This is a genomic window from Alteromonas sp. DY56-G5 (genome assembly GCF_041414725.1).
GTDB lineage: Bacteria > Pseudomonadota > Gammaproteobacteria > Enterobacterales > Alteromonadaceae > Alteromonas > Alteromonas macleodii.
The window spans coordinates 15,649-29,713 of record NZ_JANHZQ010000027.1 but is presented as its reverse complement, the minus strand read 5'-3'; the positions used below and the strand labels follow the sequence as shown (position 1 = coordinate 29,713).

The 14,065-nt window shown below is 44.7% G+C and carries 13 protein-coding genes and 4 tRNA genes; 8 read left to right on the top strand and 9 right to left on the bottom strand.

What is annotated here, in order from left to right; genetic code table 11:
- Positions 1-6 precede the first annotated feature (6 nt).
- The 5 genes from NO989_RS13720 (at position 7) to NO989_RS13700 (ending at position 2,288) form a co-directional block, all read left to right on the top strand.
- Positions 7-82: transfer RNA gene (locus NO989_RS13720), tRNA-Val, on the top strand.
- Between the two features lie 37 nt (positions 83-119).
- Positions 120-195: transfer RNA gene (locus tag NO989_RS13715), tRNA-Val, on the top strand.
- A gap of 37 nt (positions 196-232) precedes the next feature.
- Positions 233-308 (top strand) — tRNA-Val (locus NO989_RS13710).
- Positions 309-345: 37 nt separating this feature from the next.
- Positions 346-421: transfer RNA gene (locus tag NO989_RS13705), tRNA-Val, on the top strand.
- Between the two features lie 244 nt (positions 422-665).
- Entirely contained in the window at positions 666-2,288 is a 1,623-nt protein-coding gene (locus NO989_RS13700) for a response regulator (protein WP_371342746.1), read from the top strand.
- Positions 2,289-2,333: 45 nt separating this feature from the next.
- Here NO989_RS13700 and NO989_RS13695 read toward each other — a convergent pair whose 3' ends face one another.
- Entirely contained in the window at positions 2,334-2,861 is a 528-nt protein-coding gene (locus NO989_RS13695) for a GNAT family N-acetyltransferase (protein ID WP_371342745.1), read from the bottom strand.
- 128 nt (positions 2,862-2,989) lie between these two features.
- Positions 2,990-3,958 (bottom strand): GTP 3',8-cyclase MoaA, encoded by a 969-nt coding sequence (gene moaA / locus NO989_RS13690; protein WP_014976074.1) that lies wholly within the window; start codon positions 3,956-3,958, stop codon positions 2,990-2,992.
- 324 nt (positions 3,959-4,282) lie between these two features.
- On the opposite strand from moaA, the gene NO989_RS13685 reads away from it, so the two are divergent.
- The 3 genes from NO989_RS13685 (at position 4,283) to NO989_RS13675 (ending at position 6,708) form a co-directional block, all read left to right on the top strand.
- The gene (locus NO989_RS13685; protein ID WP_278344773.1) at positions 4,283-6,103 is read left to right on the top strand and encodes an ABC transporter ATP-binding protein/permease; all 1,821 of its coding nucleotides are present in this window, start codon (positions 4,283-4,285) and stop codon (positions 6,101-6,103) included.
- Entirely contained in the window at positions 6,104-6,319 is a 216-nt protein-coding gene (locus NO989_RS13680) for a DUF3820 family protein (protein WP_278344772.1), read from the top strand. It begins immediately after the preceding gene.
- A gap of 65 nt (positions 6,320-6,384) precedes the next feature.
- Positions 6,385-6,708, top strand: a complete 324-nt coding sequence (locus NO989_RS13675; protein ID WP_061094648.1) for a hypothetical protein — start codon at positions 6,385-6,387, stop codon at positions 6,706-6,708.
- Here the strand turns inward: NO989_RS13675 and NO989_RS13670 are convergent.
- From NO989_RS13670 to NO989_RS13640, 7 genes are all read right to left on the bottom strand, one after another.
- Positions 6,705-8,069: a TrkH family potassium uptake protein gene (locus NO989_RS13670; protein ID WP_039227356.1), complete on the bottom strand. Its 1,365-nt coding sequence runs from the start codon at positions 8,067-8,069 to the stop codon at positions 6,705-6,707. The two genes, NO989_RS13675 and NO989_RS13670, sit on opposite strands and share 4 nt — an antisense overlap.
- Positions 8,066-8,722 carry a TrkA family potassium uptake protein gene (locus NO989_RS13665; protein ID WP_278344771.1) on the bottom strand — a complete coding sequence of 219 codons (657 nt, stop codon included), beginning with the start codon at positions 8,720-8,722 and terminating at the stop codon, positions 8,066-8,068. Before NO989_RS13665 ends, NO989_RS13670 begins: the two co-directional genes overlap by 4 nt.
- Positions 8,722-9,417, bottom strand: a complete 696-nt coding sequence (locus NO989_RS13660; RefSeq protein ID WP_014948915.1) for a response regulator transcription factor — start codon at positions 9,415-9,417, stop codon at positions 8,722-8,724. Before NO989_RS13660 ends, NO989_RS13665 begins: the two co-directional genes overlap by 1 nt.
- Before the next feature lie 4 nt (positions 9,418-9,421).
- Positions 9,422-10,420: a DUF4118 domain-containing protein gene (locus NO989_RS13655; protein ID WP_069944012.1), complete on the bottom strand. Its 999-nt coding sequence runs from the start codon at positions 10,418-10,420 to the stop codon at positions 9,422-9,424.
- 180 nt (positions 10,421-10,600) lie between these two features.
- Positions 10,601-11,944, bottom strand: a complete 1,344-nt coding sequence (locus NO989_RS13650; RefSeq protein ID WP_069944011.1) for a class II 3-deoxy-7-phosphoheptulonate synthase — start codon at positions 11,942-11,944, stop codon at positions 10,601-10,603.
- Positions 11,945-12,122: 178 nt separating this feature from the next.
- Positions 12,123-13,058, bottom strand: coding sequence for an ABC transporter ATP-binding protein (locus NO989_RS13645; RefSeq protein WP_069944010.1), 936 nt, complete (start codon positions 13,056-13,058; stop codon positions 12,123-12,125).
- 15 nt (positions 13,059-13,073) lie between these two features.
- Entirely contained in the window at positions 13,074-14,051 is a 978-nt protein-coding gene (locus tag NO989_RS13640) for an iron ABC transporter permease (RefSeq protein WP_202940848.1), read from the bottom strand.
- Positions 14,052-14,065 lie beyond the last annotated feature (14 nt).

Here is a 14,065-nt window from a genome sequence, read left to right as displayed (position 1 = left end):
AAATATGGACGCTTAGCTCAGTTGGGAGAGCATCGCCCTTACAAGGCGAGGGTCACTGGTTCAAGCCCAGTAGCGTCCACCACTTCTTCACCGTGGCTAAATAGTGAAATCAAAAATATGGACGCTTAGCTCAGTTGGGAGAGCATCGCCCTTACAAGGCGAGGGTCACTGGTTCAAGCCCAGTAGCGTCCACCACTTCTTCACCGTGGTTAAATAGTGAAATCAAAAATATGGACGCTTAGCTCAGTTGGGAGAGCATCGCCCTTACAAGGCGAGGGTCACTGGTTCAAGCCCAGTAGCGTCCACCACTTCCTCACCGTGGTCAAACAGTGAAATCAAAAATACGGACGCTTAGCTCAGTTGGGAGAGCATCGCCCTTACAAGGCGAGGGTCACTGGTTCAAGCCCAGTAGCGTCCACCATCCCTCTCAATATATCAATCTTTAGAAACACAACAATCTAACTCTGTCTTAGTCGTTGTCACGTTAAAGCATTTTGGCTACTCCTACACCAAACCTAGCAATCATTATCAATAACCAGTACTGAAATTCAGCTACGAGCAGCTTCCATAATGCGATAGTCTCCATAAAGAACTATACTTAAGGTGTACTTACCGTGATATGGTAAGAAAAATAAGGGTTCTCATGTTTCAGAGGCTACTAATTGATGAAACTACACTTAGCTAGAAATACTAAGTTGTTAATTGCTGAAGACCAGGTGCTGGCGAAAAGCCATATGCACTACGCACTTGAGCAGTTAGGTTTCAAGAACATGAACTATGTTGATAGGCCCTCTCATGCCCTTTCGGCACTGCAAGAACATGATTATGACGCCATTATCTGCTCTTATAATTTGCGCTCTGAACAAGGCGGTTATTTTTTACTTGAGCAACTAAACGAAACTCAATCACTACCCCTTACCAGCGCATTCATCTTCACCAGTGCAGATACCTCAGCAGAAGTCGTCCACGCCATCATAGAGTTACAGCCGGATGAGTTTATCGCTAAGCCCTTTTCGGTTAACGAGTTAGACAGGCGACTTTCCAGGGTTTTATCAAGGAAAAAAGCGCTAAAGAATATCTATTCATTCATGGATAAAAAGGACTACGAAAAAGCCCTGGCCGAGGTTGAGTTCTTTCTATTGCAGCCTGAGCAAGCCGAACACTTTCCGCTAGCGATGAAGATTAAAGGCGATTTGTTGATTATCACAGAAAGGTTTCAAGAAGCCGTAGCCTTCTTTGAATCGATAATTAACGTTCAAGATTTTAGCTGGGCAAAAATGGGGATCGCGAAGAGTCTGTTGGCACTCAATGAATTAGACGATGCCGAAAGAGAAGTTATCCAGTTAGCGATGCGACCTGACTCTGCGCTTGAGGCCTATGACTTACTCGCCAAACTACAAATTAAGCAGTCAGCTTTTGACGAAGCGCTGGAGTGTACATCGCTGGCGTGCAATATCTCACCTCAAAACATTGCTAGACATAAGTTAGCGATAAATTTGGCGCGGATCACTCATGATTACGAAAGTCAGTTTAACAGCGCTAAAAAGGTGGTGCGCTACGCGAAAGACTCTATCCATGACAAGCCAGATATTTATTTAACTGCCGCAAGAGCGGGCGTTGATTTTGCTATGACATCTGAGCCCGAACACGTAAACAACATAGTTAAACAAACTAATGAGTATTTGCGACAGTTGAAAAAGGATCACCCGAAAGCAGCCTTAAACGATGAGCTGACGGTGATTGACGCGCGTCTTCATTATTTGAAAGACGACACAGTGAAAGCACAAATGCTGTTGTCAGATTTTCACACAGATCATGCCCAATACCACTCCACAGAAGCCTTGCTTGATAGAGCCAAAGCCCTTCATGAAGTAGGAATGAAGAAAGAGTCCCTTGCGATTTTAGACGCCATTTCCTCAAGGCAGGATGAGGAGAACGATGAATTAAACCTCATGGCCACCTATTTAAAACAAGAGAAAGAAGAAAAAGAAGCGATTACGCTAAGCCCTAAAATACTTAACAACACCGCCGTTGCGCAGTATAAACGAGGTAATTTAGAACAGTCTTACACAACATTTGCTCAAGCGTTCCGCGTCATGCCTAAAAATCCCTCTATTGCGCTTAACTACCTTCAAGCAATAGTAAGGGCCCGAAAAGCTAACGCGCCTATGCTTCCCGACACCCTTTCGGCCATCAAAAAATGCAGAGAAACACTCGAGTCGGCAGCTTTGTCAGAAGATCAGTATTCTCGCTACGAGAACGTGAAAAGCATTCTAAAGAGCGAATGATAACGTCAGTTATTCCCCTCGCCCTTCTTATACCAACACGCTTACTTAATTAGAGTAGACGACTACTGTCTCGTGATAGAGTTTGTCTTTATACTCAAGCTCGTGACTAAACGTCATTCCTAGCTTTTTCATAATATTGATAGACGCACTATTTTGCGGGTTAGCAATAGCAGAGAATTTTTCAACACCTATATCATACAGCGCTTCTTTAACAGACTGCGCAGCCTCTGTTGCGTAGCCCTTGCCCCACGTATGGCGCTTAAAACGCCACCCTAGTTCCATATTGTCACTTTCGGGGTGTTGAGTAAAAAAGCCAAAGGGTCGAACCAAAATCCAACCAATGCTTTCCTTTTCGACTAGCGTTTCCACGCGCCACAGTCCCCACCCTAGAGCTGGATTGGAATAGGCTTGGAAACGAGGAACAAAGATTTCCCGAATATCTTCCTTAGAAGACTTCTTGCCGCCGTTGATATATTTCATGACAAGCTCATCTTGGTCGAGCTCCCATAAAAAGTCTGCGTCTTGTTCGGTGATATAATGGTAGGAAAGACGCGCACTGTCCTTGATATGCATATACTTCCTTTATCGTTATTATTTTTAATATACTTACACCGCTGAATATAGCTCATTTTTACAACAAACCAAACTTATTCGATGTATTTATTTTGCCCTACATTTTCCTTTAACGTAGAGCCAATTAACTAGCCTCCCAGCATGGCAAGGTGCTTGGTTGCCCCTGTTTTACCTTCATGCAAATAGTGTGTTTCGTGTTTTTGACCCAGCACATCTTGTAAAAAAGCGACCACTTCATCCACATTTCCAGTGGCAAGAAGATGTCTCATGTCTATCCCGTTTTCACTAAACAAGCATAGGTGTAGCTTTCCTGGGGCAGAAACACGTAGTCGATTACAAGTTTTACAAAAATCTTTGCTGTAAGGCATGATTAAGCCAATTTTACCGGCATAGTCAGGGTGGTAAAACTCTTGCGCGGGCCCCGCATCTTTTCTACGCAACAAAGGCTGCCAGCCCATGTCTAACAACGTACTTTTTAGCGGCGTACCACTTTGATGTTGCTTATTGAAAAACTGATTTAAGTCGCCTGTCTCCATTAGCTCTATAAACCGGAGCGTTACTGGCATATCTTTTAGCCAAGCAAGAAACCTATGAAGACGGCTATCTGAAAAGTCGTTGAGTAAGACAGAGTTCACTTTCACGTCTAAGCCGGCATCAATCGCTGCGTCTAACCCTCGAAGTACAGCTTTAAGCTTGTCTTGTCCTGTTATAGCGGCAAACTGACGGGGATCTAAACTGTCAATACTTACATTTACTTGGTGTAACCCTGCTTCTTTCCACTGATGCGCAAACTTTTCCATTCGCGCTCCATGTGTTGTCATCGCTACACGTTCGATACCAGGCGTATTACTTGTTAGCTGTAAAATATCAAGAAAGTCTCTTCGCAGCGTTGGTTCGCCGCCTGTTAGGCGCACTTTCGACGTACCTAGCTTAGCGAACGCTTTGAGCAAGGTATCAATTTCGTTTAGCGTCATAAACTGATCGCTCGTCGGGCCTTCATATCCGTCTGGCAAACAGTACTGACAACGAAAGTTGCACGCTTCGGTCACTGACAAACGTAAATAATGAAACTGTCTACCGAAACTATCTTCTAACAAACTAACTCCTTAATCCTGTGCTGCTTAGTCATTCAATTCACGGCTTTCTCAATCTAACATAAGCCAGTAAAACATTGAGTAAATAACAAGGTAACTAAATTAAACTACCTCTAGTGTACGCGCGGTGAAACCAAAATTAAACACATTCATCGCTATAATTAAGACCATTTTAATCTCTAGCCTATTTCAAAACGTACTTCAAAAAGCGAAAATCGCCCTACACGAGCAGGTTAGCTCAATATCTATTACAACGTTTACGAAAAGCTATTTTTTGAATCAGCGCGTTCCTAACACTGTAAACACAATAATAAAGCACACTATAAAATGAGAAAAAACCGTTTTCCTACCAATGTCGACGAACCTGTTAAATGGCACGTTCTCTCACAGCTTTGGCCTTATCTCCTAGAGTTCAAGCACCGTGTATTTCTTGCTCTACTGTGCCTAGTAGCAGCAAAGCTTGCCAGTATCGGCCTACCCTATGTATTGAAATACACCGTCGATAGTTTAAATGGCGACCTAACCACGCTTGCATTAGCGGTACCTATCAGCCTTATTGTTGCCTACGGAACACTGCGTTTACTGAATGTTTTGCTCGGCGAAGTACGCGATACGCTATTTGGGCGGGTTACAGAGCGTGCCATGCGCCGCCTTGGCCTAAAAGTCTTTAAACATTTGCACAACTTAGACTTGGGCTTTCATTTAAATCGACGCACAGGCGGATTGTCACGAGATATAGAACGCGGTACCAACGGCGTAAGCTTCCTCATGCGTTTTATGGTGTTTAATATTGTTCCTACCCTATTAGAGATCACTCTTGTTGTAGGCTTACTCTTGTTTCAGTTTGGCGTATCTTTCGCGTTAATTATTGTAGTTAGCGTGGTGGCTTACATTGGCTTTTCGATGAAAGCCACGGATTGGCGTACTCGCTTTGTTACTCAGATGAATGAAGCAGACTCGACCACCAATTCCCGGGCGGTAGACAGCCTGCTAAATTTTGAAACCGTTAAATATTTTAACAACGAATCCTTTGAAGCCAATCGCTACGACACGGATTTAGCTGCATGGGAAAAGGCACGAAGAAAAAACCGCTTGTCGCTATTTGCATTGAATGGCGGCCAAGCCGCTATTATCGCTATCGCCATGACATCTATGATGGCAAACGCCGCCTTTGGCGTCATGAATGGCGAGATGACCATAGGTGACTTTGTTTTGATAAACGCGTTCACTATGCAAATTTTTATGCCCTTAAATTTCTTGGGGTTTGTGTACCGTGAAATTCGAGGGAGCCTTGCGAATATCGATAAGTTGTTTGACCTTCTCGCCCAAACTCCGGCCATAAAAGATGCCCTCGACGCTACAGAATTAACCTGTGCGAACCCCGCACTGCGATTTAACAATGTTCATTTTGCATACACTGATAATCGACAGATACTTAACGGCTTAAGCTTTGATGTACCGCCAGGCTCAAAAGTAGCGGTGGTAGGTGAAAGCGGCGCGGGAAAATCAACGCTGATGAAACTACTCTTTCGGTTTTATGAGCCACAACAGGGCGACATCACGATAAATGGAAAAGACATCGCATCGGTTACGCAACAAAGTCTGCGTTTACATATCGGCATTGTCCCTCAGGATACGGTGCTGTTTAACACTACCTTGCTGGAGAACATTCGCTACGGTAACCCTGATGCCAGCGATGAAGACATTAGGCAAGTTATCAAACTCGCGCATCTTGAAGCATTTGTAGAAAGCCTACCTGAAAAGCTAGACACAACGGTAGGTGAGCGAGGCCTAAAACTTTCTGGTGGCGAAAAGCAGCGCGTATCTATCGCAAGGGCCTTACTTAAAGGCGCGCCAATCATGATTTTTGATGAAGCCACCAGCTCGTTAGACAGCACGTCAGAACGTGCGATATTAGCGGCCCTTCGCGACGCTGCTAAAGGACACACCAGCCTAGTCATCGCCCATAGACTGTCCACAATTGTTGATGCCGACAAGATCCTTGTACTTAAAAACGGTACCATTGTAGAGGAAGGGACACACACTTATTTGCTTGAGCAAGGTGGTGAATACGCAGCACTATGGCAAGCACAACAACGTGAAGATGAAGATCTCAACGAAAATTCCAAGTCAAAAGGTAATCAGTAAATGGACCCAACGCTTATTAAAGCCGCTATTAACCAAGTGATGCCCTTTGGCAAATACGCTGGAAGACGCCTATTTCATTTACCTGAACCCTATTTGGTCTGGTTTCACAAGCAAGGCTTTCCAGAAAACAAGCTTGGTGAACAGCTCGCTTTAATGTATGAAATTAAGCTAAACGGTTTAGAGTCTGTTGTAGAACCGCTATTAAATGGCGACTAGCAATCACACGGGGACTCGGCGTCCCCTAATGGCAAAATGAGTAAACTCTAACCACACGATGATTTATGTTAGCAAGACCCAGAAAGCAACGTCGAAGTGACGTAAACGAACGTATCAAAAAAATACACAATGCCATTGCCGACAAACTGATGTTGCAACCAGAACTATTCGAAGAAGTCGAAAAAACATTAGAAACCCGTTATCACAACAAAATGATGCGCTATGGTAGCTACCTTCTTTGGAAAGGAATAATTGAGGCTCGCCATCAACCAGACGTATTTAAGGCGCTTCTTTTGGCTGACGATGAGCGTACAGCCAACTTAAGAAGAGAAACCATCTTCGTCGGTATTTTAAGTGAAGATGAACGAGCCGCCATTTTTGCAGGTTAACCAATTGCTAGCTTAGCTTCTGGGTATTTAATGCGGCTTATTCGAGGGCTGGCAATAAAATAAGCCAATGTCAAAGGCCCTAATCTACCCGCGTACATCAGTAAGATAATGATCCACTCACCACTGTTTGACAGCTCGCCAGTTAACCCTCTGGAAAGACCCACGGTCCCAAGAGCAGAAACCGCTTCGAACACGATATCCAAAAAGTCAGCTTTTTCTGACATTAATAAAAGAAAAATAGCTATCCACGTAATACCTATGGAAATCATCGTAAGCGCTAGCGCTTTGCTGATAGTGTCATTTGAAATTGTTCTGCCAAAGAGTCGTGGTGCAGCTCCCCGCTGAATATAGTTGTATGCGGCAATGATCAAAACGATGAAAGTCATCAGTTTTATACCGCTTGCGGTACTCATTGAGCCCCCGCCGATAAACATTAGCAACAACATTAGTGCTGTTGTTGGATCTTCTAACGATGCTATATCCAGCGTATTAAAGCCGGCTGTTCTTGGAGTAACGGCTTGAAACCAAGATGCCCATAATGCGCTTTGAGTATCGAGGTTCGCCAAGGTTGCAGGATTATCACTTTCAATAACAAAGATAAGCAAAAAGGCGGTTACATTGACAATTAGCGTACCCAATATCATTGTCTTGGCATACACAGAGATACGTTGCCATCTGCGCTTTTTATGAAGCTCTATCCAAACGGAAAACCCGAGACCACCAATAATAAATAATGCAGAAATAGTGATGTTGATAATCGGGTCTCCCACATAGGCGGAAAGACTATCCCCACTAAGTGCAAATCCTGCGTTGTTGAACGCAGAGATGGTGTAAAAAAACGCGTGAAATAACGCTTCACTTACTCCTTTTTCCTGCATCCAGTAGGCCGACAGAATACAAAAACCCACTAACTCAACGAAGAAAGCAAAAATCAGTACCGACTTTGCTGTAGACACAAGCGTTGATAAATCTGTTTGATTAAACGCCTCCTTCACTGCCGATTGCTGCAAGAAACTGATTTTACTTCCTAAGGCAATGAGCGTGACGATGGCAAACGTCATCAACCCTAGGCCCCCCAGCTGGATTAAAACCGCAATCACCGCTTGTCCAGCTGTTGTAAAAACAGAACCGGTATCGACTACCACAAGACCCGTTACTGTAACCGCCGATGTGGAAGTAAATAGGCTTTGGATCCACGAGATGGGCTCATGAGTCATCATTGGTAATTTTAAGATAACGGTGCCTAAGAAAATCACCGCCACAAAGCTTAGAGAGAGAATAAGAGGCGGCCCTACCTGAATTTTATTGATACCTTTAGGCGAGCGCTCTATCGGTCTGTAGCCAGGATCCCATCTGTTCATTGTGCTAGCCTAGGCGCTATTTTAACAAGATTCTCTCTATGGCCACAGAGAATAACGGTATCTTTCGAAGTAACTTCAAAGTCTAACGATGGATTATGATGTAGCTGGTGACCTCGCTTAACTAACAAACAAGAGACTTGCCCCTTACCGACGGACAGCACGTCTTTTAAGAGCTGTGAAGAAAAGTGATCAGACAAAATGACATCAACGATATAAACGCCGTGCCCTATACCCAAGTAGTCATTCACCATTGGGTAGTTAAGCGCTTGCGCCACCCTTGCTCCCATCTCTTCTTCAGGATGAATAATTTTCGACACACCCAGCTTGGATAAAATAGCGTGATGAGCAGAGCTATTAGCTTTCACCCAAATATTGGCTACGCCCAAGTTTTTTAGTGCTAACGTACACAGTAAGCTAGCTTGCATATCTTCGCCAATAGCGACAAGCACGGCTTCGCTCTGACACAAGTTTAATTCCTTGAGCGCACGCTCATCACTGGCATCACACACAACGCACTGCGTAAACTCACCTGCATACTGTTCAACCAGCTTTTCACTTTGGTCAATTCCTGTAACAGTGTGCCCCATATGAATTAACTCTAAACTGGCCGTTAAGCCAAACTTGCCAAGCCCAATTACACTAAAATGCGACATTAATTAGCCTCCGGTTTATCAACCGCTATTCGGTAGCCTTGTTTAGGCATTGTCTCTATTAAATCTTTCTCGAACGGATCTATCTTCTTTCTTAGCTGTCTTACAAGAACGCGGATGTAGTGGGTATCTTCACTGTGATGTAGCCCCCATATTCTTCTTAACAATTCTTGCTGACTAATAAACGCCCCAGGCTGTTTTGTAAGCTCGTCAAGAAGCTGAACTTCTTTTGGGGCGAGCGCGATAACTTCGCCTTCAACGAGCAGCCGTCGCTCGGTAATATCCAACGCTATCTTGCCAATCTGTCGTGTGGGCGATGTGGGCTCAACCACAGGATTGAAGTCTCTTAGCAGTACTTTCACACGGGTGACAAGCTCTCTGATCCCAAAAGGCTTGCTGACATAGTCATTGGCACCCCGGGACAACAGGTCGACTTTGTCTAACTCCTGATCTCTTGCAGACAACACGAGCACTGGCAGGCGACTAGATTCTCTTATGCGTTTAAGTACTTCACTCCCCTCACCATCAGGTAACCCTAAATCGAGTATGACAAGGTCAGGACGGTGCTGATTAAACAATGACAAAGCTTCTCGAACCGAAGCAGCTTCAACACAAAGGTAGCCTTCTGCACCTAGCGCAATGCTCAGCATCTGACGAATATTCGCATCATCTTCAACAAGTAGAATGGTGTGGCTCATTGCGCTAATCCCTTTTTGGAATTGTGATACTGACGAGAAGGCCTGGTGTGGTATTCGACAGCTTGATAGCACCACCATGGGCGTGAACTATGCCTGCTGCTACGCTTAGCCCTAAGCCAATGCCGCCTTTTCCGCTATCGCTGCGACGACTGGTTTGAAAAAGCTGTATTGGCGCTTGTAGCTGTTCATCGCTGATCCCTTCGCCTTTATCGGCTATTTGAAACTTAAACTCTCCATCAGAGCGGCTAACCATCAGCAATACACTGTCATCGCTGAATTTAAGGGCATTATCAATTACGTTAAATAAAGCTTGTTCAAACAGTGATTCAGACACAGTTATACCGTGACTGTCACTGTTGTTGATCACTTTTAGTCGACCGCTGTTGATACGACTTTCAAGGTTAGCTAAAAAGGCGGTCAGGTTTACATGGGTTAAATTTAGCGCTAACGCGTTATGCTCAATTCGTGTGGCTTGAAGCAGGTTCTCAACGTAAACATAAAGGCGTTTACCTTCATCGTGAACCCCTTTTAACAGTGCCTGTCTCTCAACGTCATCAAGCTTGTCTTGATATGTCATATAGGTTTCAACAGAACCGATAATGGTAGAGAGCGGCGTACGCAAATCGTGTGACACAGATCGCAGGACACTAGATTGTGTTTTAACAACCTGTAGTGCATGTTGTTGAGAATTGACGTAGACAGCAAGCTCGCTAATGAGGATGGCTACAATGATGAAAACGACAAAATTTATGCTGTCTTCAACTTCTGCAATATGAAATGAGTGCAAAGGCTCGGTGAAAAAATAATTAAAGCTCAGTGCTCCGGCTACTCCTGCAAGCAAGCCGTAAAACCTTGAGGTCGTTAACGCCACAATGGCACACGCAAGCTGTAGAATGAGCAGAATACCGCCAAGCGGCAGTAACCAGTTACTAAGTGCTAAACACCCTAAAATAGCCACAGCCATAATAAAGAGTGTATAGAAACCGTGTTTAAATTGGGTCATAGGTCAATCGTGTTTACTTCAACACAATGAGCATATCAACCTAACCCCAAATATACGCGTAAAATTTAGGTAAAAAAAACGGCACCTCAATGATGCCGTTTCTTCAAATTGCCAATGCGATGTTGGTCACTTTAAACATTACGCATTACGCATTACGCATTACGCATTACGCATTACGCATTACGCATTACGCAAATGATCAGCCACCAAGAATGCCATTTCAAGTACTTGGTCTGCATTTAAGCGCGGGTCGCATTGCGTTTTGTAGGCTTGCGCTAAGTCTTCATCGCTAATTTCATAAGCACCGCCTGTACACTCCGTTACGTGCTGACCGGTCATTTCAAGGTGAATACCACCTGCGTGAGTACCTTCTGCTTCGTGAGCTTGGAAAAACTGCTTAATTTCTTTCAAAATTGCATCGAAGTTACGGGTTTTATAGCCGCTAGATGCCGAGAACGTGTTGCCGTGCATCGGGTCAGAGCTCCACACTACGTGTCTGCCTTCAGCTTTCACTTTACGCAATAAGCGTGGCAAATTGTCGGCTAAATTATCGGCGCCCATACGCGTAATTAGCGTTAAACGACCTGGATCGTTTAGCGGGTTAAGCGCATCAATCAAACGAATAAGCTCGTCTTCTTGCATGCTTGGCCCCACTTTCACACCAATTGGGTTGTGAATGCCACGGAAAAACTCAACGTGCGCATGGTCAAGTTGACGGGTACGCTCGCCAATCCACACCATGTGAGCCGAACAATCGTAAGGCTTACCGGTAAGGGTATCGATGCGTGTTAGCGCCTGCTCATAGTTCAACAGCAATGCTTCATGCGACGTGAACAGTGAGGTCTCGTGCAGCGTAGAACTGGTTTGCGCGTTAATGCCAATAACATCCATAAACTCAAGGGTATCTTGAATACGGTTGGCCATATCAGAATAACGTTCTTTAAGCGGATTGTTTTCAACGAACGCCATGTTCCAGCGGTTAACTTCATGAAGGTCGGCCAAACCACCTTGTGCGAACGCGCGAAGTAAATTCAGGGTTGACGCACTGCGATGGTAGGCTTCCAACAAACGGTCAGGATCTGGTCGACGGGCCGCTTCGGTAAATTCGAAGTTATTGATGATATCACCACGATAGCTTGGTAAAGTCACGCCACCGCGGGTTTCGAAATCTGATGAGCGCGGCTTGGCGTACTGGCCTGCCATACGGGCAACCTTAGTTACCGGGCAACGACCAGCAAAGGTAAGCACAATGGCCATTTGAAGAATAACTTTAAAGGTATCGCGAATTTTAGGCGCATTAAATTCGTCAAACGACTCAGCACAGTCGCCGCCTTGTAAAAGAAAGCCTTTACCCAAGCTGACCTCACCTAGCTGGCGTCTAAGCTCGCGGGCTTCAGCAGCAAATACAAGCGGTGGATAAGAACTTAATGTTTGCTCTACTTCTTTTAAACGTGCTTTATCGTCGTACTCTGGTTGCTGAAGAATAGGTTTATTTCTCCAACTGTCTACTTGCCAATTACTCAACGGTGTTCTCCTGAATAAAAAACGTAGGGCAAACGTTTTACTGAAAATATTTATTGAAGCTAGATGCTTCGAATAAAAAGACTGTAGCGCGCTTAACAGTGCGTCTGTAGCGCTTTTTTCTAATCAGTCTAATGTGAAAATGTGAATCTAAAAAAATGCTGGGGGCACTTTACCACATTTATTCTAGGGAAATAGGTGCGCAAACTTGAATTTCTAGAAAGTTATCGTGCTTGCTTATAGCAAAATGGCATTCAAACACACTTTCTAAGTTTGTTTGCGTGGCCACCTCTTGTGGCTTACCGAACGCTACCATGCGACCTTTTTGCAAAAGCCATAAACTATCGCAATAGTTGGCACTAAGCGCGATATCGTGAGACGTCATAAGTAGGGTATTCCCTTTATCGCAAAGGAATTTTACCAAACTAGCCAGTGCATATTGATGTCTTATATCAAGTCCTTGCAATGGCTCGTCTAAAAGCACAACCCCCTCTCCGCGCTCTAACTGCGGCCATATTTGCAAAAGCGAACGACAAATTTCTACTCGCTGACGCTCACCGCCAGAAAGCTGGGTGACAATTTGGTTCAAGAAACCCGATATTTCGAGTGCTTTTTCTAAAACCGGAGGAATTAGTTCATCTTGCTGTGCTGTTGCATAAAAGCTTAGGTACTCTTTTACCGACAAGTGAAAACCACTTTCGCTTTGTTGCGCTAATAAGGTGCGCACACTCGCAAGTGTTGCCAGCGACCAATCGTTCATTGGTTTACCTAGCAGCATGACGGTGCCCTCATCAGCGTCAATAAGGCCCGCAAGGGTAAGCAACAGTGTTGATTTCCCTGCCCCATTTGGCCCTATAATGTGAACGCACTCGCCTTTTTTTGCACGTAAACCTTCCACCGAAAGTCGCGATGCTACTTTTACATTCTGTAAGCTTAAAACGGTACGACTATCTGCTAGGTTATGGCTATTCGCTGGGCTATTGCAATCAGCAACGTCATCTTTAACGCTAACGTTTTCCTTAGGGTTAGTAATTATGGTGTCTTGCTCACTAGCATTTATTCGTTCATTGCTGCCAGAATCAGGGCGTTGCTGGGGTCTAAAATTGTTTGTCGTCATTTCATTTCCCCTCCACTACCCTTTTATTTGACCTTTAGCTAATGCCCAAATTAATAATGGACCGCCTAACGTAGCTGTTACCATAGACACCGGAAGCGTAATGGCACGGGTCATTTCAGAGCTTAACGCAACCAGCATCAGCAGACTTGCACCACTTAATGCACTTAACGGCAACAAATAGCGATTATTATGCCCGATGATCAAACGTAAGATATGCGGTACTAATAAGCCAACAAAAGCAATAGAGCCTGCCATAGACACCGCAGTGCCTACAGCAATAGCGCAGACAATGAGTGCGCGCTCAGTGAGTTTCTCCACATCCACACCACTGCTTTTTGCTGCAAGTTCACCAGCATAGAGCTTGTTTAAATCGCCGGCGAAATAAAGCTGTAATGCGACAGCAACAGCGATTAACGGGCCGCCCACTGACAAAATTAACCAGTTAGTTTGGTACAAACTACCCATTAACCAGAAAGTAAGATTGCGCAGGGCATTAGCGTCGCTGAACATGTAAAGCCACGCTATAACGGCGCCGCTAAGAGTAGAGATGGCAATACCCGCTAGAATAACAGCCGTAGAGGAGCCCAACAGTTTTCTTGCTAAGCGGTAGATAATAAATGTAGATAACAACGCACCAATAAAACATCCCAAAGGCAGCAAATAGTGTAGGTACGCTGTAGCCCATTGTGGGGTTAGCAATAGCAAAAGCGCAGCAACCAAGCTTGCGCCACTCGTAATGCCGATAATTCCCGGGTCTGCCAAAGGATTTCGCAGCACTACTTGCAAGGTAGCGCCACTTGTAGACAGTGCTGCCCCTACTAAACACGCAGTAAGAATAAGCGGTATTTGAAGCTGAACAATAATATGCTGTTTTAGTTCAGCCGCCGTTTCGGAAAGCCCTGTCACGCCAACAATCCCTACCACACCGATGACGAGTGACAAAAGTACTGTTATTACAACCAAAGTGACGGCGGTGCGTTTAGTTCCTGTCATTGTCAATATGGGTT

Coding starts and splice junctions, on each gene's coding strand:
- NO989_RS13700 (WP_371342746.1), top strand. CDS start 666: ATGAAACTACACTTAGCTAGAAATACTAAGTTGTTAATTGCTGAAGAC.
- NO989_RS13695 (WP_371342745.1), bottom strand. CDS start 2,861: ATGCATATCAAGGACAGTGCGCGTCTTTCCTACCATTATATCACCGAA.
- NO989_RS13685 (WP_278344773.1), top strand. CDS start 4,283: ATGAGAAAAAACCGTTTTCCTACCAATGTCGACGAACCTGTTAAATGG.
- NO989_RS13680 (WP_278344772.1), top strand. CDS start 6,104: ATGGACCCAACGCTTATTAAAGCCGCTATTAACCAAGTGATGCCCTTT.
- NO989_RS13675 (WP_061094648.1), top strand. CDS start 6,385: ATGTTAGCAAGACCCAGAAAGCAACGTCGAAGTGACGTAAACGAACGT.
- NO989_RS13670 (WP_039227356.1), bottom strand. CDS start 8,069: ATGAACAGATGGGATCCTGGCTACAGACCGATAGAGCGCTCGCCTAAA.
- NO989_RS13665 (WP_278344771.1), bottom strand. CDS start 8,722: ATGTCGCATTTTAGTGTAATTGGGCTTGGCAAGTTTGGCTTAACGGCC.
- NO989_RS13660 (WP_014948915.1), bottom strand. CDS start 9,417: ATGAGCCACACCATTCTACTTGTTGAAGATGATGCGAATATTCGTCAG.
- NO989_RS13655 (WP_069944012.1), bottom strand. CDS start 10,420: ATGACCCAATTTAAACACGGTTTCTATACACTCTTTATTATGGCTGTG.
- NO989_RS13645 (WP_069944010.1), bottom strand. CDS start 13,058: ATGACGACAAACAATTTTAGACCCCAGCAACGCCCTGATTCTGGCAGC.
- NO989_RS13640 (WP_202940848.1), bottom strand. CDS start 14,051: ATGACAGGAACTAAACGCACCGCCGTCACTTTGGTTGTAATAACAGTA.